The 17,971-nt window shown below is 32.9% G+C and carries 22 protein-coding genes; 8 read left to right on the forward strand and 14 right to left on the reverse strand.

Features of this window, described 5'->3' with window-relative positions; translation table 11 throughout:
* Window positions 1-161: 161 nt before the first annotated feature.
* From O5639_RS00725 to O5639_RS00735, 3 genes are all read right to left on the reverse strand, one after another.
* Window positions 162-557 carry a hypothetical protein gene (locus O5639_RS00725; protein WP_269624614.1) on the reverse strand — a complete coding sequence of 132 codons (396 nt, stop codon included), beginning with the start codon at window positions 555-557 and terminating at the stop codon, window positions 162-164.
* An 85-nt stretch (window positions 558-642) separates the two neighbouring features.
* Window positions 643-819, reverse strand: coding sequence for a hypothetical protein (locus tag O5639_RS00730; RefSeq protein ID WP_269624615.1), 177 nt, complete (start codon window positions 817-819; stop codon window positions 643-645).
* 173 nt (window positions 820-992) lie between these two features.
* Window positions 993-1,208, reverse strand: a complete 216-nt coding sequence (locus O5639_RS00735; protein ID WP_269624616.1) for a hypothetical protein — start codon at window positions 1,206-1,208, stop codon at window positions 993-995.
* 228 nt (window positions 1,209-1,436) lie between these two features.
* Here O5639_RS00735 and O5639_RS00740 point away from each other — a divergent pair, with 228 nt between their 5' ends.
* Window positions 1,437-2,648, forward strand: coding sequence for an NAD(P)/FAD-dependent oxidoreductase (locus O5639_RS00740; RefSeq protein ID WP_269624617.1), 1,212 nt, complete (start codon window positions 1,437-1,439; stop codon window positions 2,646-2,648).
* A gap of 459 nt (window positions 2,649-3,107) precedes the next feature.
* Window positions 3,108-3,662: a DoxX family protein gene (locus O5639_RS00745; RefSeq protein WP_269624618.1), complete on the forward strand. Its 555-nt coding sequence runs from the start codon at window positions 3,108-3,110 to the stop codon at window positions 3,660-3,662.
* 18 nt (window positions 3,663-3,680) lie between these two features.
* On the opposite strand, the gene O5639_RS00750 is transcribed toward O5639_RS00745, so the two are convergent.
* Window positions 3,681-3,968, reverse strand: coding sequence for a hypothetical protein (locus O5639_RS00750; RefSeq protein WP_269624619.1), 288 nt, complete (start codon window positions 3,966-3,968; stop codon window positions 3,681-3,683).
* 284 nt (window positions 3,969-4,252) lie between these two features.
* On the opposite strand from O5639_RS00750, the gene O5639_RS00755 reads away from it, so the two are divergent.
* Complete coding sequence (locus tag O5639_RS00755; RefSeq protein ID WP_011293667.1) at window positions 4,253-4,456, forward strand: hypothetical protein; 204 nt, start codon at window positions 4,253-4,255, stop codon at window positions 4,454-4,456.
* Between the two features lie 360 nt (window positions 4,457-4,816).
* On the opposite strand, the gene O5639_RS00760 is transcribed toward O5639_RS00755, so the two are convergent.
* From O5639_RS00760 to mnmH, 3 genes are read right to left on the reverse strand one after another with little or no spacing between them, the layout of a single operon-like run.
* Window positions 4,817-5,893, reverse strand: a complete 1,077-nt coding sequence (locus O5639_RS00760; protein ID WP_269624620.1) for an AI-2E family transporter — start codon at window positions 5,891-5,893, stop codon at window positions 4,817-4,819.
* A 9-nt stretch (window positions 5,894-5,902) separates the two neighbouring features.
* Window positions 5,903-6,244, reverse strand: coding sequence for a photosystem II reaction center protein Psb28 (gene psb28 / locus O5639_RS00765; protein ID WP_269624621.1), 342 nt, complete (start codon window positions 6,242-6,244; stop codon window positions 5,903-5,905).
* 41 nt (window positions 6,245-6,285) lie between these two features.
* Entirely contained in the window at window positions 6,286-7,338 is a 1,053-nt protein-coding gene (gene mnmH, locus O5639_RS00770) for a tRNA 2-selenouridine(34) synthase MnmH (protein ID WP_269624622.1), read from the reverse strand.
* Window positions 7,339-7,377: 39 nt separating this feature from the next.
* On the opposite strand from mnmH, the gene O5639_RS00775 reads away from it, so the two are divergent.
* Window positions 7,378-8,094 (forward strand): GUN4 domain-containing protein, encoded by a 717-nt coding sequence (locus tag O5639_RS00775; protein ID WP_269624623.1) that lies wholly within the window; start codon window positions 7,378-7,380, stop codon window positions 8,092-8,094.
* Between the two features lie 128 nt (window positions 8,095-8,222).
* Window positions 8,223-8,615: an ATP-binding protein gene (locus O5639_RS00780; protein WP_269624624.1), complete on the forward strand. Its 393-nt coding sequence runs from the start codon at window positions 8,223-8,225 to the stop codon at window positions 8,613-8,615.
* 4 nt (window positions 8,616-8,619) lie between these two features.
* Here the strand turns inward: O5639_RS00780 and O5639_RS00785 are convergent, their stop codons facing one another.
* The 3 genes from O5639_RS00785 to glnA all read right to left on the reverse strand — a co-directional run bounded on the left by O5639_RS00785 (window position 8,620) and on the right by glnA (window position 11,551).
* On the reverse strand, window positions 8,620-8,877 hold the full coding sequence (locus O5639_RS00785) for a DUF6439 family protein (protein WP_269624625.1): 258 nt from the start codon (window positions 8,875-8,877) through the stop codon (window positions 8,620-8,622).
* A 47-nt stretch (window positions 8,878-8,924) separates the two neighbouring features.
* The gene (locus tag O5639_RS00790; RefSeq protein WP_269624626.1) at window positions 8,925-9,986 is read right to left on the reverse strand and encodes a class I SAM-dependent methyltransferase; all 1,062 of its coding nucleotides are present in this window, start codon (window positions 9,984-9,986) and stop codon (window positions 8,925-8,927) included.
* 143 nt (window positions 9,987-10,129) lie between these two features.
* Window positions 10,130-11,551, reverse strand: coding sequence for a type I glutamate--ammonia ligase (gene glnA / locus O5639_RS00795; RefSeq protein WP_269624627.1), 1,422 nt, complete (start codon window positions 11,549-11,551; stop codon window positions 10,130-10,132).
* A 208-nt stretch (window positions 11,552-11,759) separates the two neighbouring features.
* On the opposite strand from glnA, the gene O5639_RS00800 reads away from it, so the two are divergent.
* The gene (locus O5639_RS00800) at window positions 11,760-12,938 is read left to right on the forward strand and encodes a pyridoxal-phosphate-dependent aminotransferase family protein (protein ID WP_269625491.1); all 1,179 of its coding nucleotides are present in this window, start codon (window positions 11,760-11,762) and stop codon (window positions 12,936-12,938) included.
* Here O5639_RS00800 and O5639_RS00805 read toward each other — a convergent pair.
* Entirely contained in the window at window positions 12,921-13,415 is a 495-nt protein-coding gene (locus tag O5639_RS00805; RefSeq protein WP_269625492.1) for a nucleoside deaminase, read from the reverse strand. The two genes, O5639_RS00800 and O5639_RS00805, sit on opposite strands and share 18 nt — an antisense overlap.
* A 129-nt stretch (window positions 13,416-13,544) precedes the next feature.
* Here O5639_RS00805 and O5639_RS00810 point away from each other — a divergent pair, with 129 nt between their 5' ends.
* Entirely contained in the window at window positions 13,545-14,915 is a 1,371-nt protein-coding gene (locus O5639_RS00810; protein WP_269624628.1) for a pyridoxal phosphate-dependent decarboxylase family protein, read from the forward strand.
* Window positions 14,916-15,028: 113 nt separating this feature from the next.
* Here the strand turns inward: O5639_RS00810 and O5639_RS00815 are convergent, their stop codons facing one another.
* Genes O5639_RS00815 through O5639_RS00825 form a run of 3 tightly spaced genes read right to left on the reverse strand, consistent with a single transcriptional unit; the run spans window position 15,029 to window position 17,646 of the window.
* Complete coding sequence (locus O5639_RS00815) at window positions 15,029-16,582, reverse strand: YcjF family protein (RefSeq protein WP_269624629.1); 1,554 nt, start codon at window positions 16,580-16,582, stop codon at window positions 15,029-15,031.
* A gap of 18 nt (window positions 16,583-16,600) precedes the next feature.
* Window positions 16,601-17,053, reverse strand: coding sequence for a signal peptidase II (lspA, locus tag O5639_RS00820; RefSeq protein WP_420063661.1), 453 nt, complete (start codon window positions 17,051-17,053; stop codon window positions 16,601-16,603).
* Window positions 17,054-17,073: 20 nt separating this feature from the next.
* Entirely contained in the window at window positions 17,074-17,646 is a 573-nt protein-coding gene (locus O5639_RS00825; RefSeq protein ID WP_269624631.1) for a biotin transporter BioY, read from the reverse strand.
* Window positions 17,647-17,730: 84 nt separating this feature from the next.
* Here O5639_RS00825 and O5639_RS00830 point away from each other — a divergent pair, with 84 nt between their 5' ends.
* Complete coding sequence (locus O5639_RS00830; protein WP_269624632.1) at window positions 17,731-17,952, forward strand: NAD(P)H dehydrogenase assembly family protein; 222 nt, start codon at window positions 17,731-17,733, stop codon at window positions 17,950-17,952.
* Window positions 17,953-17,971: the final 19 nt, after the last annotated feature.

Below are 17,971 nucleotides of genomic sequence, written 5' to 3' on the forward strand. Positions count from 1 at the left end.
TTATGATTTCTTATAAAAAGAAGTTGTTTAGTGTTCCTTAGAAGAATTTCTATACTTTCTAGTACATTGAATTGTTTTATGCGTAGTTTTTGTGGATCTCTGCATTCTTGAGAATTCAGAGATCTTTATATATCTGAAAGGGAAGTTGGAAAATAATTTTATTATTGATCTTTTCTCATTTTTTGAAACTGAACAAATTGTTTAAACTGCTCAAATAACTCTTCATCATGCTTACCTCTATATTGGGATAAATCATCATTTGAATTATGCCTATGATTTTTTGTATTGTATGATATCCCTTTATCTGAGATCAATTCATCAATATCATTGAAGTTTAAGGATGAATTATACACATTATTTGCCTTTACATGAAGGTTCTTTCTAATTGAATTATTGGAATACTGATTATCAAATCCATCTCTAGCTTCCAATGCTTCTTCAACTAATAGCCCAACCACCTTTGATTGACTTAGATTCTCTTTTTTTGCAATTTGAGTTATTTTCTCTTGAGCATTAATTGAGGGAAGATAGCCAATCCTTTTTTTTATGGAGGGCATACATACCTATTTGTCTAAAGATATAATTTACTTTAACTTTTGATTGTATTACAAAAATTTTATTTATTTCTTGACGAAGAATATTTTAGAAAATCCAATCATCTAACATTATTTTAGCTTTCTCTAATTGATTATTAGCTTTGAGCTCATTGATTTTCTTTAGTGCTGAATATGCCATTTCCCCTTTTTTCCAAAAACGAATGTGATTTGTAGGACTTAGAAGATTAGATGAACTTCCAGAATTTTTACGTTTTTTAGACATTAGTTTCTTACAAAGAGCTATTTCTTAATTTGAATTAAATGCTTATTTCTAAATTAAGAATAGTCTATAGAGACGCGATTTTATTAAAAATTAAAAATATAGTAAAATAAATCCTTTACAGATTTGGTGTTAATAATGGATGAACTTTATAGCCTAGTTTTATCGATGACTTTTTAGATTTTTTTGTCTTCGGTAAATTCTGGTTTCTCTTTCTTTTTTCTCCTACCGTCTGAAAGTTCAAGCAAGGTTGAAAGTTGTTCATATACTGACCTTAGTGATGATAATTCTGGAAGTAAACCATCGTTTCTAAGATCTTCATCCATATACCTAAGCTCTTGTCTTACGTATGAGAGAATAGATTTTGCTTCATCTCTTTTTGGGCCAGCCATATTTTTCTATTATTTTTGAGAACATACAATAAAAAAGAACAGAATTAAGATTTCAACTGCGTATCAAGACAATGCGATATGAGAAAAATCTTTTTTCAATAATTTTATTTTAATCATAATTTTCTTTGATTATTTTAAATTAGCTCTGACTTAATAAATAAAAGTAATAAATAAATAATATATATTTTACTTTTATTAAAATATATATTATAAGAAGTTTTTTATTTGATGATTTCAGATCTTGTGATTGTTGGTGGTGGAGCCTCTGGTTTTATGGGAGCAATCACTGCTATTAAAAGTGGGCTTAGGTCTGTTCTAATACTAGAAGGCAGCTCAAAAGTACTAGAAAAAGTAAGAATCAGTGGTGGGGGTAGATGTAATTTAACTAATTCATGTTGGGATATCTCTGATTTGGTAAATAATTATCCTAGAGGAGAAAAACAGCTAATAGGCTTGTTTAATAGATTTTCAACAAGTGAAGCTTTTGATTGGTTTCAGAAGAAAGGACTTAGTCTTAAAGTAGAGAATGATGGTCGAGTATTTCCTTCATCTGATTCTTCCTCAGATGTTATAAAATGCTTGACAGATGTTGCAAAAAAATCTGGTGTAAAGGTATTCACTAATTCTCATGTCAAGCAAATAAACATAAACAAGGAGGGCTTTAAATTATTAGTCAAAGGCAGTAAAGAATACGCAGCAAAGAATATTTTGATTTGTACTGGTGGACACCCTAGCGGACGTAAACTAGCTAAAAGTCTTGGACATTCAATTATTCAACCTGTCCCATCTCTTTTTTCATTAGCGTCCTCTGAAAACTCATTAAAAACATGTTCAGGTATAACTTTAGATGTTCAGGTTAAGCTTAAGGTTGAAAAAAAATTTTATGCTGAAAAAGGTTCTATATTAATAACACATAAAGGCTTTAGTGGCCCTGTGATATTGCGCCTCTCAGCATTTACTGCCAGAGTTCTTCACGCCAATAAATATACTGCTGAATTAAGAATAAATTGGCTATGTATGAGTGAAAGTGAAGCCAGATCAAAACTTAATTTATATAAATTAGAAAATGGTAAAAAGTTAGTATTAAATAGCAAACCTTTTAATAATTTACCTCGACGTTTATGGAAAGCTCTTCTGAATAGTTTGAATATCGATAGTAAACTAAAATGGGCAGATATATCTAAAAAACATAACGAGTCTTTAATAAAATGTTTAACAATGAAAAGTTATTTAATAAATAGTAGAGGTCCTTTTGGAGAAGAATTTGTGACTGCTGGTGGAGTTTCTCTTAAAGAAATTAATTTTAAAACCATGGAAAGTAAGATATGTAAGGGTTTATTCTTTGCAGGAGAGATATTAGATATTGATGGTATTACTGGTGGATTTAACTTTCAACATTGTTGGACTAGTGGCTGGGTTGCAGGAAATTCAATGGTTTGAAATAGTACTTGCTAGAAGTAATCATTTCTAGATTTGATAATTTTAATAACCTAAATATTACAGATGTAAATTATTTATATTTCTAGCCAAGTGAAGCAATTAGAGCTGGTATCGCAACTGCAATTAGACCAACAGCCGCTGTAGCAGTAAGTAATGATGTGCTCACGTTCTAGCAGAAATTATCTTTATCATACAGAAATGTTTTTATTATTTTTGTGAGGATTAATACTATTTAAAGTAACTTATATACTTTCCTTTTTTAGTCTGAGAAGATAACAATTTTTGAATGATACTTATGCCTATCCATTGAAGACCTAAATATCCTTGGGGACCTCTTCTTCTGGTTACCAAGACGCCCCCATCCGACAAGCATTAGAACTCATCAGAAATAATAACCTTTTTGTTTCCACGCTTTGCGTCATTCCCTTTCTAAAGTTCGTTGAATTGTAATAGGTTAAATTGCTTAATTCGATCTTCTATAAAACAGTATTTAAGGACTTTGCATTTCTTGTCTTAAGATTATTTACTGGATCGCTTCTGATCCATCATGGATTCGAAAAGTTAAATGACATAAATAATTTCGCCGATGCTTTTGTCCGTCCTCTTCACCTCCCCTTCCCTGTAGCACTCTCTTATCTTGCCGCTGGGTCTGAGATAGGAGGTAGTTGGCTATTGATACTTGGTCTCGGCACCAGATTGGGAGCCTCTGCCATACTTGGTACTATGAGTGTTGCCATTTATCATGCAATAGTAACTTCAGGATTTAATATCTACTTATTAGAATTATTAGCTCTTTATTTTGCATCAGCCTTATCAATAATTTTGCTAGGTCCTGGAAAATTCTCGTCTGATTATATTATTAAAGAAATCTTCAAAACTACTCCAGAACTCACTCTTTCCATTTTTAGCAAGCAACTGCCAGCAAAATCATCATCTTCAAACTTAAAATTAACAAAATCTATCAATCAAAAGAAAACATTTAATTTTCCCTTCTCTAGCTTTTTATCTTCATGATTTAGATAAGGTTAATTCTTAATTGCTTTTTTTCTTCATTGATAAGTAGAACCACATCCAAGTTGGTAAAGTAATAAAAAAACCAATTAATACAATATAACTTTTAGTAGTCTCCCAGACTGCTTCATCACAATTAACCTTGATTTTATTTGATTGATTTACTTTGCTGCTTAGATTCCTGCAAATATTTAATCCATGAATGCTAAGGGTTCCGTATGTTATTGCTGTTGGGACAGTAGCGAGGAATATAGCCAGTATCAAATTGCCCAGCCTCAAGTTGAGGTCTTGTCTTTTTTGTTGATCCATATATATATTTTATCCATATCTAAGAAATAGCAAAATATATTTTTATTTTTTTACAAAGCAGTAAGCTTTTTTAGATATGATCTTGAGTTTTTTGCTTTTCATTTCTTTAAGGTCAACATCCCACTATTTTTCTTGTAATTAATAGATTTATATATCTTTGGGAATTAATTTGCTTAAAAGTTTGCTAATAACTTGTGGGTTTATAAACTTTGTACATTTGTAGATGCTTAATATACTAATCTTACGCTAAAGTTATTCTCTAGTAGCAATTAATCTATTTTATAATGTCCACAAGTAAGAGAGAAGAAGTTAGTTCGCATTTGCGTTATATCAGGCAAGAACTTCGAGACTTGGATCAAATGCTTGGCCAATACGGCTTATTACCTGAATTGTCTGAGCTGAAAGAGGTCTATAATTCTCTAGATGCACTTCATCAATTACTTTCCGGTAAAGTTAAAAAGAAACCGAAGCCAGAGTTTGATGATTGATAGCATTAATTACTATAAAGAAAAGAATTTATAAAGCATAGTATGATTTTATTTGATTCTAATTTTTCGATTGAAAAGAATTTATTAGGACTATTAAAATAAAATTAATTAAAAGTATGCGGTGAAGAAATAATCGAACTAATGTTTGAAGAAAATTAAAAAACCAATATAAGCAAAGGTAAAAGTAATAACAATTTCAAATTAAATTTATGATGATTGACTGAAAAGTCAAATCGAGGCTTATTTCCTTAATAAATTTTGGGTGAAAGGATGGATTGAAAAAAATATGTTATGAATTTATGTAATTACTTTACTCTTCGTCTGTGCCCTTTGAATACTTAATAGTTGCTTTCTTCTTGATTACATTTTTGGTGCAAAATAATTCTTTTCTAATATGTCATGAATAAGTATTTCTTTTACAAATACTTGAATTACTACCGCCATTGGAATTGCTAACAACAAACCAATTGGTCCAAAAAGAAAAGTGAATATAAATTGGGCAGTAATTGTTAAGCCTGGCAGCAGTTTGACTTGCTTTTGCATTATTGAGGGAGTTATTACATAGCTTTCGATATTTTGAATTACTACATATAAACCAAGCACAGCAACTGATTTCCATGGAGCATCTAGTAATGCAACTGAAAGAGGGAAAATAGTACTTATTGTTGGGCCCACATTAGGGATAATATTTAAAACCCCTGCTATTAGAGCATTGGCAATTACCAATTTTATTCCTAATAAATATAGTCCTATAGAAGCAAGAATTGCTACACATATTGAACTTAGTAGGACTCCAGTCATCCAACTGCTTAGGGCGTTACCACATTTCAATAAAATAGTTCTTGCGCGCCTTCTGTAAAATGATGGGACTAATAATATTGAAACTTCTCTATAAGCGTTAGGCTGTAAAGTTATCATTAAACCAACAGAGATTATAAAAATAAATTGAAGAATACCTACCCCAACATTGCTTACTAAGCTGATTAACTTTGTAATGCTATCTGTAATACCGCTAGCAAGTGCCGTACCGTCTGGAATAATACTAAGCTTATTTGATAATATTGATCTATCGGCCAAGCTAGGAATATTATCTTTATATATAATCTCTGCAAAATTGAAAAATGTATTTATTGATAGATCCCATAGTTTGCTGGCTGCTGATGGTATTTGATTGATTAGCTCTTGGAACTCACTGGTAAATTGTGGTATTATTATTACAAAAGAAATACTTGAGATTAAAATTATAGTTATTATTGCTATTGCTAATGATGCCCACCTGGGGATGTGAAGAAAATCTCTGATTTTCCCAGTAATTGTGCAAAGAGCCATAGCTATAATTATCGATCCAAAAAATAGTATAATTATTTCTTTTAAACCCCATAGAATTACTATAGAAATAATTAAAGCTGTTATGGAGATGAAGTTAGATAGTTTCAATTTAAATAATTAATTATTAGTAAGAGATTTTGCATACCTTGAAGCAAAACGCATAAATCTTTCAAATTCTTTATCTGAATTCCAACTATAAATCGACTTTACTTCCTTAACATGATCTTCTGAAAGAATTAAATCTATTTTTCTTGTCGAAAGTTCACCTTCTGAGTCTATTAGATACATTTTCTGTATAGATTTATAATTTTCTAGGGTGATTGTTTTTGGATTATAAAATTTATATACTGCTGTACCTCGAATGCCATCAGTATTTCTAAATAAACGAATTTTAGGATGATCTTTCTCGTCTTCCCCTCTGATAAATTGAATTGCTACATCCTTATTGATTTCAGTCATCTCTTATTTAAATTTGATAATAGACATATTCTTATATAAAACTATAAGGGATTAAGGTTCTCATTTAAGATTTTTTTTAAAGATGATTTTAGGTCTAGACCACTAAGATTAATTGAATTTATTTTCTCTGTTTTTTTAAGTTCGTATTCGTAGCATTTGTCATAATAATCGAGCATAGCTTCACAGGCTTTTGACCATTCTTTTTTCTCAATAGCATCTATCGCCTCTTTTGTTCTTTGTGGTCCTAATCTTTTGCTTATTCTTTTCACTGCATTTTTTAATTCATTTTGTGAATTTTGACTATAGAGATTGACTAGATTCTCTATGCGCTCATTCTTACTCTTAATTATTTCTAGAATTGGAGCTTTTTTCATTTTTGTATACAAACTATTTGGAATGCGACATTTTCCTAAATTAGAACTTTCAGCTTCTAGCCATATCTCAATAGCGTTATTTTTGTGAAAATCACAAAGAAATTCTGCGAGAATATTTTCAAATTGTTGACTTGTCGGTTGCTTCTCCATTCCTAATGAACCAAAACTACTCCCTCTGTGATTGGCAATACCCTCTAAATCAATAACATATATATTTTCTTTATTGATATGATTTAGCAGATCAGTTTTTCTTGTACCTGTTTTGCCTCCGATAAGTCTTATTGGTAAATCAGCTTCAAATTGATTTAATACCCAATTTCTATAGCTTTTATAGCCACCTTTTAATAAATAAGTCTTAATACCGATTGTTCGTGCTAGCCAGGCAAAAGCAGCAGATCTCATGCCGCCTCTCCAGCAATATATTCGTAATGAATTATTTACCTCTTCTTTTTGGCTAGTGGTATGAAGGATTGTTTCTATAAGCTTTGAACTGTTTTTAAGACTGATTTTTAAACCATTAAATATGGCTTTTAAGCGGCTTTCTTTTTTATAACTTTTACCTATTAGCTCTCTTTCAATATCAGAAAATAAAGGAATATTTATGGCACCTGGCCAATGACCTTTGAAAAATTCGCTCGGACTTCTTACATCAACAATTGGACTGTTTAAATCCCGAAAGTCCGTTACGCCATAGCTTGAATTGGTAGGTTTCTCTGACATAGTATTAGTGCTTAGGTCATTTTAGGCCGGCAGTTAATCATGACTGAAGAAAAAACACATCCAAATAAAGAGAGCATAGAGGAGTTTTTGGAGTCCTTTAAGATGGCTTCAGAAAGAAAACGGCATGGGTTGCTTAATGGTTTAGAAGATCGGGTTGATGAGCTTCTTGGCCTTGGGGCAAGATTAATGACTGGCTTTGACCCTGGCGTTTATGAATGGCCTCCTGGGTTCATTTTGCAACTCATTCATAAAACTGATCAAAATTTCATAAAAAATAATCTCGATTGCGATGATCTTTCTTGGTTCAATGCACCATCTGATGTTGGTTTTGATTATTCACCTCTTCAGAGATATTTATTGAATGAATGCTACGAGGATGCTGACCGCTTTACTAGCTCTAAACTTAGAGAGCTTGCCGGCGAAAAGGCAGTAAAAAGAGGATATGTTTATTTCTCTGAAGTTGAATCAATACCTTCCATTGATTTGTCTACTTTGGATAAGCTCTGGGTTGTTTATTCAAGAGGGAAATTTGGATTTACTGTTCAAGCGAAAATATTAGATTCTCTAGGGGGAAGGTATGACAAACTTTGGCCACGAATAGGTTGGAAAAATGATGGGATATGGACTAGATATCCGAAAGCATTTAATTGGTCAATTGATGCACCAAATGGTCATATGCCGTTGGTTAATCAATTAAGGGGTGTTCGATTGATGGATGCCTTATTGAACCATCAAGGAATTAAAGCTAAAACCTAACCATTTAATTATTAATGCTTAATTTTTCTCTTAAAATAGTATTTATGACTTAAGTTAAAAATAAGCTTTAACTTCCAGGCTGATTATTTCATCAGATGATTAATTTACAAAGAATGTTTTAATTAATTGTGGAGCCTTCTAAAAATTGGGCTGTATTTATTCATCCCTCTACTTTAAAACTAGCATCATTTGTTGAAACTCTTTTAGAGCCTGTAATTTGTAAAGAAACTGCAAACAAAATTAAATTAGGATTGCATGAGGCTCTTGTTAATGCAGTTGTACATGGAAACTTATCTAATCCTAATAAAGTAATTCGAGTTAGAAGAATTCTTACGCCCAACTGGTTTATTTGGCAAATTCAAGATGAAGGATTAGGCATAGTTAAAAATAGACGGATAAGTTCTCTCCCTTTGAAAATTGATACTAAAAGTGGAAGAGGAATTTATTTAATACATAAGTGTTTTGATGATGTTAGATGGAGTAGGAAAGGTAATAGACTTCAGCTATCACTAAAGAAGTAAGTATTTAATGACTTTTACATCCTGTGTCTTTAATTTCCTCTTTTATCCATAATATTGCTTGATTAAGTAATTCTTCTATTTCTTCTTCATCTCCATTATTAATTAATTGTGAAATTGCAGAAATAATTAATTCAGCGCTTCTTCTTTGTTTGTTTCCTCTGAATTTATGCCAGTTGTAATTATCAAGACTGATTTCATTATGGAGTTCTTTTGTAAGAAATCGAACTTTTTCTGGCCAAATGTATTTATTTTTTTTTATCATAATAAGATATTAAATGTGATTTTCTTGTGGTAATTTTTTCAATAAAATCAAACTGGCTTGTTTGCTTTCCATACTTTAGTCATGAAGTGGGATTCAGAAGTAATTGAGGAAAAGCCACTTTCTTCTAATCTTAGGTTTATGTTATCAACTATGTAATCTCTATAATAAGGTTCGTGGAATATTTTGTGAAAGTTTTCCATTATTGGAGTGAATTTTGGAGAATCTTCTATCTGAATTGAATCGGCAAGAACAAGAGTTCCACCAGGTTCTAACAATCTAAAGCATTCGCTTAAAACATTCTGGCGTGCATCTCTAGGAAGTTCGTGAAAAAGAAAAACACAAGTTAAAGCTTGAAAAGTTTCTGATGCATAGGGCATTTTTTCTGCATTTCCTTTGGTTAGCTGAACAAGTTCACCACTTCTGGAGCTGAGATATTTACTTGCTTGCTTTAGGTATGAACCTGACAAATCAAGCCCATAAAGTTCCACTTGTGGTAACGCACTTTGTATTTGCTGAAGTGTTCTCCCAGTTCCAGTTGCGATATCTAAAACTTTGACTTTCTTTGAATCTTTAGATAAATATTTTTTTAGACCTCTTTTTAAAGGGGATAAGACCCTTCTTCTCATGGAATCAGCCGTTCCATTAAAAAGAATCTCAACTTGTAAGTCATAAATTTCAGCAGAATGATCACTTAGGTAACCGTCTGTTTGGTGATGGAAATTTTGTAAATAATAATCAGGATAATCTGCCTCGTTTACATTCCTGGGGATTTCTCTGGTTTTATTTTTCTTTCGTCTCTGCCACGTTTGTGGCATATCTAGCCAAACCAAGGGGTATTTCTTTGCCCATTCCAGCCATGGAGCTTCGAATAGTTGAGATTTAGGGTAAATGCCATCCTCTGCTTCTTTCCAATCGATAGTTTCTAGATTTTCCATTGATCTTCTAACTTCTTTTATCAGATCTTGATTGATTGGAAATTTGCCTGGAGCTGCCTCAGGCGCAAAAACTTCCATTAACTTTGTACTTAACTCTTTATGAGCTAACCCAGCAAGTGTTTTTCCTTGTTGAAGAGTGTGATATGCAATTTTTTTAAGGCTTGGCGCTGCCATGAACCATTTATTAATTACCTTACTATCTAACAGATTTGATTGATTAGTGACGAGTTAACAAAAAAAGATTAAGGTCTATGCATATTTGTGCATAGACCTTAATCTTGAATTCAAAAAATTAATAAATATATTTAGATTTATATTTAGGCGTCATAGTACATAGTGAATTCATGAGGATGAGGTCTTTGTCTTAGCTGTTGCACTTCTTCGTATTTAAGTTCAACCCAGTTATTAATGAAGTCGTCGGTAAATACTCCTCCTTCCGTTAAATATTTATTGTCATTTTTTAATGCCTCTAATGCATCGTTTAATGAGGAGGGAACAGTGTCTATTTTTGATAGTTCCTCAGAAGGAAGCTCAAAAAGATCGACATCAACGCCATCTCCAGGATCAATTTGATTTTTGATTCCATCAATACCAGCCATCATCATTGCTGAAAAAGCAATATAAGGATTAGCCAATGCATCACCAGAACGAAATTCAAGTCTCTTTGCTTTAGGACTTGGTCCAGTTAAAGGAATTCTTACTGCAGCTGATCTATTTCCTTGAGAATAAACTAAATTTACCGGTGCTTCGAATCCCGGAACCAACCTTTTGTAACTGTTGGTGGTTGGGTTTGTAAACGCAAGGAAGGAAGGTGCATGCTTAAGGATTCCCCCGATATACCATTTAGCTGTTTGAGACAGATTCGCATATGTGCCTTCTCCATAAAATAATGGCTGGCCACCTTTCCATAAGCTTTGGTGAACATGCATTCCTGTTCCATTGTCATTGAAGACTGGTTTAGGCATAAAAGTTGCAGTTTTCCCATATTTTTTGGCTACATTCCTAACTATGTATTTGTAAATCATCACATTGTCAGCTGCATTTATTAGGGGCGCAAATTTCATCCCTAATTCATGTTGGCCAGCTCCTGCAACTTCATGGTGATGTTTCTCTATTGGTATTCCTAATTCACCCATCAGTAGAAGCATCTCAGACCTCATGTCTTGAGCAGTGTCGTTAGGGGATACTGGGAAATAACCTTCTTTTAATTGAATTTTGTAACCAAGGTTTCCGCCTTCCTCTACTCTTCCTGTGTTCCAAGGGGCTTCTATGGTGTCGACGCTGTAAAAACTTCCCCCCTCTCCTGAGTTATATCGGACATCATCGAAAATAAAGAATTCTGGTTCAGGGCCAAAGAATGCTGAATCTGCAACACTCGTGCTTCCTAAATAATCCAAGGCTTTTTGTGCTAATGCTCTTGGACATCTTGCGTATGGCTCTCCGCTTCTTGGCTCCTGAATTGAACAAATCAAACTAAGAGTTTTGTGATGGTAAAAAGGGTCTATCCAGCTTGTTGATGGATCTGGAACCATCGCCATATCGGATTCGTTTATGGCTTTCCAACCGCGAATGGAAGAGCCATCAAAAGCAAGCCCTTCTGAGAAAGAGCTTTCTTCAATCAGATCTGAAGCTACAGTTAAATGCTGCCACTTGCCATGTAGATCAGCGAATTTTAGGTCTATTAGCTCAATGCCCTCATCCTTAATTTGACGAAGAACATCTTGAGAGGTCTTGCTCATGATGAATTTGATTTGCGACAGAGATACTTAATTATGAACGTAATAAGCGTTTGCATCTCTTTTTGTATCGACAAGCACTTTTTTTAGACTTTTAACAGAAAATTTTCTTTGTTTTCTGTTTTTTTTCGGGAAATCTAACTAATTCCTATTGCAATCCCTAAAAAAAATACCCCGACTTTGCCTATTGCCTTTTAGGCTCGGTAGATATATAAAACGATCTGTTTTCTTGGCCACTCAAATTCTTCCTTCTGTTGATAATCAACATCGTAAAGATTTTGGTCCAACTGTTTCACCTGAAAGGTTATTGCTTGGGCCAGGCCCATCAAACGCAGATCCTGCTGTGTTGAAAGCACTCTCTCAACCTCCAATTGGTCACTTGGATCCATTTTATGTGGACTTGATGAGTGAGGTTCAAGAGTTGCTCAGATATGCATGGCAAACTAGCAATCGACTAACACTTCCAATGAGTGGGACAGGAAGTGCAGCAATGGAGGCAACGTTAGCAAATGTTGTTGAACCAGAAGATACAGTTTTAGTTGCTATCAAAGGATATTTTGGACATCGACTCGCTGATATGGCAGGAAGATATAAAGCAAATGTTGAAACTATTCAGAAAGATTGGGGGAATGCATTCTCTCTAGAAGAAATAGAAGATGCGCTGAAGGAACATAAACCAGCTGTATTAGCAATTGTTCATGCAGAAACCTCAACAGGTGTATGCCAACCTATGGATGGAATAGGTGATTTGTGTAGAAAATATAATTGTTTACTACTTGTCGACACAGTGACTTCTTTAGGAGGTGTTCCTCTTTATTTGGATGAGTGGAAGATTGATTTAGCTTATAGCTGTAGTCAAAAAGGATTAAGTTGCCCGCCTGGATTAGGCCCTTTTTCAATGAATGAGAGAGCTGAAAATAAAATGTCAAATAGAAAAGATAAGGTACCGAACTGGTATCTAGATGTTTCTTTATTAAATAAATATTGGGGTAGTGATCGGGTATATCATCATACTGCTCCTGTAAATATGAATTTTGGCATTAGAGAAGCCCTCAGATTGTTAGCAGAAGAAGGATTAGAAGTTTCATGGGATAGACATAAAAAAAATGCGGAATCACTTTGGAATTCATTAGAAAATATTGGTTTGGAATTACACGTTAAAGAAGAATTACGCTTGCCAACGCTAACAACGGTAAAGATACCAGAAGGTTTTGACGGTAAGGCATTTACTAAACATTTACTAAATAATTTTGGTGTTGAGATTGGAGGTGGACTTGGTGATTTGGCAGGAAAAGTATGGAGAATTGGTTTAATGGGTTATAACTCAACCTCTACAAATGTAGATAAGATAATAAATATTTTTGAAACTGAATTACCTAAGTTTAGATAATAAACTTTGTCTAGATAAAACTCTTTTATCTTTGAACCAATCTAATATTATCTTTCTAGATTCTTCTTCCATTATTCCTCTTTCAATTATCATATTATGATGGGCACTTTTATGCTCTGCGAGATTGATCGTTCCACCTAATGCACCTCTTTTTGGGTCTTCAGATCCATAGATAATCTTCCCCATCCTTGCTTGTATTAAAGCGCCTGCACACATTGGACATGGCTCCAGATTTACAATCAATGTACAGTCATTAAATCTCCAATCATTGTTTATCCAAGAAGCTTGTCGCAGAGCTACCAACTCAGCATGACCTAAAGGATCTTTCATTGCTTCCCTTCTATTCCCCCCATAACCAATACATCTGCCCCTTTTGTCGAGAATGACTGAAGCAATAGGGACTTCCCCTCTCTCCCCTACAAGCTTTGCTTTAGATAACAATCTTGTCATCCACTTTATTTTTTCTTCCTGACTCAGTGAGATTGGTTTTGACAATTTTTTAGATGTTTGGAGAATTATCAAATAAAATGTTTATCTAGAGATTAATCATTTTTTTTTTTGGTTTGAACTGGATCATCAAATACTACAAATAGAGACTTATTTTCTTTGGACCCTTTTGCATCACCACACAATTTAGATAGAGAACTTCATTCTTTTCTTGCTGAAGCCTCAAGTAATCTTTGTTATTGGTTTGCTGAATCAGGCAGTCAAGCTCCTATGCCTGATTCATTTGATTTACCTGAGGCCTTTCCCAATAAAAAAGGTGTATCAAATAAAGTTTTATTAAATGATCTTCAATCATTAATGAATGGTTCTTATCGACCATCTCATCCAAGAGCTCTTGCTCATTTAGATCCTCCTCCTTTGTCTGCATCAATTGTAGGAGAGCTTATTTGTGCAGGTTTAAATAATAATCTTTTGGCTGAAGAATTATCACCCAGCTTGACATCCCTGGAAAGAAAACTGTGTAAATGGTTTTGTCAGAAATTAGGTCTTGGTGATTTGTCTGGAGGGGTAGCTGCTAGCGGGGGAAGTTTAAGTAATTTAATGGCATTAGTAATGGCAAGAAATATTGCTGGTCTAGAAAATGATACCAGTGCAGTATTTTTTGCAAGTGAAGATTGTCATGTCTCATTTTCAAAATCTCTAAGGATTATGGGACTTAACAAAGAATCTTTGCAACAAGTTCCGACTGATGAAAAAGGTAAATTGGATATTTCTTACTTGTCTTCAAATTTAAAAAAAATAAAATCTCAGGGGAAGAAATGTTTCGCTGTCGTAGCTACAGCAGGAACAACTGTAAGAGGGGCTATTGATCCACTCTTTGAAATCGCTCAATTTTGCAAAAAAGAGAAAATTTGGCTTCATGTTGATGGCGCAATTGGTGGAATTTATGGCCTATCAGCAAAAACTTCAGAAATGGTTAAAGACTTAGCTTCTGCAGACTCTATTACTGTTAATCCACAGAAATTATTGGGTATCGCAAAAACTTCTTCTTTATTACTGGTAGCTAATAAAAACCATCTTTCTTCCACCTTCTCAACAGGACTACCTTATGCCGAATCAATAAAAGGAAATGATTTTCATGGGGGAGAACTTGGAATTCAAGGTACTAGATCCGCCGAGGCATTAAAATTGTGGATTGGTTTAAGACAATTAGGTGAAGAAGGTATAGAAAAAATACTTTTGGATTCTATTAAAAGAAGATGTTATTTTGAATCAAAAATTGATTCATCAAGATTTAAAATAATATCAGGACCTCTTCATCTTTTAGCTTTAACACCGATCAATTATACTTCTTCTCAAGGCTCAGATTGGTCTATGAAAATGAGAAACACTTTATTAGTCAATAAGTTTATGCTATCAAGACCATTGTATGAGGATAGATTTTATTTAAAAGCTGTTATGGGTAACCCTAATACTAAATTTGAGGATTTAAAACTTTTAGCTAATCTTATTAATCAGTCAATTAATTGATTAAAAAATGAGTAAGGAATTTTTTAATAAAAAAAATATATTGGCTTTCATAACAGCTTCAATATCAATTTTGATTGGCTTAATTTATTTGGCATTGGTTTTTATTTTAGATTTTAGAGGTCCGATGATCCCTCCATCCCCGGAGGCCTTGATCTCGGCGGTAGTTTTTTAAATTTTTTTTCAACTAAAGGATCAATAACCCTCTCATAAGCCCTTCGAATAAAACTTTTGAAATACTCTTCTCTTTTATTTAAGTTGTAATGATATTCAACAACTTCTTGGATTCCACCATCTCCCCAATTTTGGTCTTGTTGGAAATAAGTTATGAAACTTGCTCCTGCAATCCTAGTAAGCCAGGATACACTGACAGCTTGAATTACTTTGCTAACAACTAATGTTGGAAGTGACAGACTTAATGTTGAGCTTATTAGAGAAACTCCACCTTGAACTAAACCCATAGTTGCAAGTGTTTTCCCTACCGAAATTGCTAAATTCTTTGCTCTATCTTTAGTAATTTCAACACCATAGATTTTTGCTATTTCAATAACCATTTGTGCATTCACAGCCGCCGCAGCGATCATATCGATCACAGGTAATGGAGTTAATAATAATGCTCCGCTACTGAGCCAACCATACTTATCAACACATTTTTTGGCTGATTGACTTCTTTGCTTAACTAACAATTTTTTACCTTCTTTACCAAGATTACTGCATTGAATCAATATATTATCTGCAATTAGCTCTTCACCTTCTTCATGTAGAATATTTGCTAATCTTCTAATTAAACTACCGATTTCAGGGTCTGGTTGAAAAGGCTTTTTTCCAGGGATTGCAATTGTTTGAGGGGATGCAGAGGTACAAATAATATCTTTTGGCTCGATAAAATCACTACATCTAGAATTTAGAATTTCGATTAATCTTTTTTCTTCATTTTCTCCTCTTAAATCTATTTTATTAAGAACAAGTAAAAGTCTTTTGCCAGATTTAGATAAACTCCTGATTATTCTTGTTTCTTCAGAACGTAAATCTCCTTCTATTACTACTAACATTAAATCAGCTTTGCGTGCTTCTATTAACGCACTCTTTTCCCTTTCTCTACCTCCTTTTCCCGCTTCTAATATTCCAGGTGTATCAATAATTCTTATTCCTCTTGGAAGGCCTTTAAGTTTAAGCCGGAAGGTTTCTTTTTGTCTTGTTGACCCCATTTCAGGACTAACTTTACCTACTATTCTTTTTAAAAGAGCTCTTATTAGTGATGTTTTACCACTAGAGCCAATTCCAAAAACTACTAAAATAATATCCCCTCTATCTAACTCTAACGAAACTCTTTCCTTTTCATCCTTTAGGGCCTTGGCCGTGACTTTATCATTAATTAATCTGATTAACAGATCAATACTTTTTAATGATTTACCTGCAGCTTGCTTTTTGGTTAGTAATGATAAATCTATTAATTTCTTCTCACTTTTAATTTTAAATATTGATTGTAGAATGTTTTGTAACCAGTCTATTTTCTTTGAATAACTTAAGCCGCCTATTAATAACACTGTAATTAATACGACAGGTATATTTATTAATCTAATGATTGCTCCAATTAAGCCTACAAATATCAAGCCAATAAAAATTATTAATATATAAAATATTATTTTTTTTGAAGTATAAATTTTCATATAATAATCACCACTTATTTAATGTTTTATTCTTGATTTGTCTTTGGTTAAATCAATTATAAAACATATTATAGCAATGTTTATTGATACATCGGCTAAATTGAAAATAGGAAAATTAATAGGAACTAGTTCTAAAAAATCAAGAACATAGCCTTTTAATAATCTGTCAATTCCATTACCTACAGTTCCGCCTAAAAGATATGCAAGTCCAATTGAATTCCAATAGGATTTTGGCGGGGACTTTAAAATAATACTAATTAATAATAATGTGGCTAAAATACTTGTAATAGTAAGAAGGTTTGTTGCGTTACTAAAAAGACTAAATGCAGCCCCTTTGTTTTTTACTAGACTGAAATTTAATAAATTAGGAATAATATTTTTTGATCTTTCAAAGCCTAATGTAGTTAATACTAAGAATTTACTAACTTGATCTAATAAAATAATAAAAATAGAGTAAGATATGATTTTCATTTTTTTACTCATAGATTTAATCATTTCAGTATTAATATACGTTTTAATAATAATGATAATAGACTTATTGATATGCATAGTAATAATTGAGTGGGAAAAGGTATAAAAGTATTTATCAAAATAAGATCAAATAAAGAAACAAACCAATTCCCAAGTATTTTACCTAGAATTAGATAAATAATTCCTATAATATGCATTATGCATAATGATATGGCCGTATAAAATGAATAATTTATTAAATTAGATTTTGAAGTATTTTTAGCTAAAAAACCACATGTCCACGCAGCAGGAATAAATCCTAACAAGTAACCAAATTCATGAGTTAAGATATAACCTACACTTCCTCCGCCATGAAAAACAGGTAAATAGAATAGACCTATAATCAAATACGAAATTGCAGAAATTGTTCCTATTTTGGGTCCACAAAGCAATGAAGTCAAAAGAAGACCCTGGATTTGCCAGTTACCATGAAGTGGGATATTTGAGAGAGAAAGGTCTTCTTGAGGAAAAATTATTGATGATGGTATCATTGCGCATATTATGATTAACATTACGCCTGTTATTGCTTTTGCTCCATTACTAAAATTGTGCAATGAATTTAATTATTATATCTTATACATTATTATTTACAAATTGATTGATATGTCAATAAGATCAATTAAACCTATTTAGTAATAATGAAATTTTCAGTTGGAGAAAAAGTATCCTTGCAAGTTCCTTTGCCATATTTGAAGACAGCAGATTCTATATCAATGTTGAGGCCACCAGACCTAGTCTCCCTAGATGAGGTTGGCATAATTATGGGAATAAGACCAAATGATTTATTAGAAGTGAAATTTAGAAGGGGCAATTTCTTGATTCCTTTAGAAAGACTGAAAATTTTGGGTGAAGACAACTGATAATTGAGTTTAGGCTTGA

Origin of the sequence: Prochlorococcus marinus str. MIT 1214, from assembly GCF_027359355.1 — a bacterium.
GTDB lineage: Bacteria > Cyanobacteriota > Cyanobacteriia > PCC-6307 > Cyanobiaceae > Prochlorococcus_B > Prochlorococcus_B marinus_F.

What these genes read in the sequence shown, in the direction of transcription:
- O5639_RS00830 (WP_269624632.1), top strand. Translation starts at nt 17,731, where the DNA reads ATGAAATTTTCAGTTGGAGAAAAAGTATCCTTGCAAGTTCCTTTGCCA.
- O5639_RS00740 (WP_269624617.1), top strand. Translation starts at nt 1,437, where the DNA reads ATGATTTCAGATCTTGTGATTGTTGGTGGTGGAGCCTCTGGTTTTATG.
- lspA (WP_420063661.1), bottom strand. Translation starts at nt 17,053, where the DNA reads ATGAAAATCATATCTTACTCTATTTTTATTATTTTATTAGATCAAGTT.
- O5639_RS00785 (WP_269624625.1), bottom strand. Translation starts at nt 8,877, where the DNA reads ATGATAAAAAAAAATAAATACATTTGGCCAGAAAAAGTTCGATTTCTT.
- O5639_RS00730 (WP_269624615.1), bottom strand. Translation starts at nt 819, where the DNA reads ATGTCTAAAAAACGTAAAAATTCTGGAAGTTCATCTAATCTTCTAAGT.
- O5639_RS00725 (WP_269624614.1), bottom strand. Translation starts at nt 557, where the DNA reads ATGCCCTCCATAAAAAAAAGGATTGGCTATCTTCCCTCAATTAATGCT.
- O5639_RS00775 (WP_269624623.1), top strand. Translation starts at nt 7,378, where the DNA reads ATGACTGAAGAAAAAACACATCCAAATAAAGAGAGCATAGAGGAGTTT.
- glnA (WP_269624627.1), bottom strand. Translation starts at nt 11,551, where the DNA reads ATGAGCAAGACCTCTCAAGATGTTCTTCGTCAAATTAAGGATGAGGGC.
- O5639_RS00735 (WP_269624616.1), bottom strand. Translation starts at nt 1,208, where the DNA reads ATGGCTGGCCCAAAAAGAGATGAAGCAAAATCTATTCTCTCATACGTA.
- O5639_RS00815 (WP_269624629.1), bottom strand. Translation starts at nt 16,582, where the DNA reads ATGAAAATTTATACTTCAAAAAAAATAATATTTTATATATTAATAATT.
- mnmH (WP_269624622.1), bottom strand. Translation starts at nt 7,338, where the DNA reads ATGTCAGAGAAACCTACCAATTCAAGCTATGGCGTAACGGACTTTCGG.
- O5639_RS00755 (WP_011293667.1), top strand. Translation starts at nt 4,253, where the DNA reads ATGTCCACAAGTAAGAGAGAAGAAGTTAGTTCGCATTTGCGTTATATC.
- O5639_RS00790 (WP_269624626.1), bottom strand. Translation starts at nt 9,986, where the DNA reads ATGGCAGCGCCAAGCCTTAAAAAAATTGCATATCACACTCTTCAACAA.
- psb28 (WP_269624621.1), bottom strand. Translation starts at nt 6,244, where the DNA reads ATGACTGAAATCAATAAGGATGTAGCAATTCAATTTATCAGAGGGGAA.
- O5639_RS00750 (WP_269624619.1), bottom strand. Translation starts at nt 3,968, where the DNA reads ATGGATCAACAAAAAAGACAAGACCTCAACTTGAGGCTGGGCAATTTG.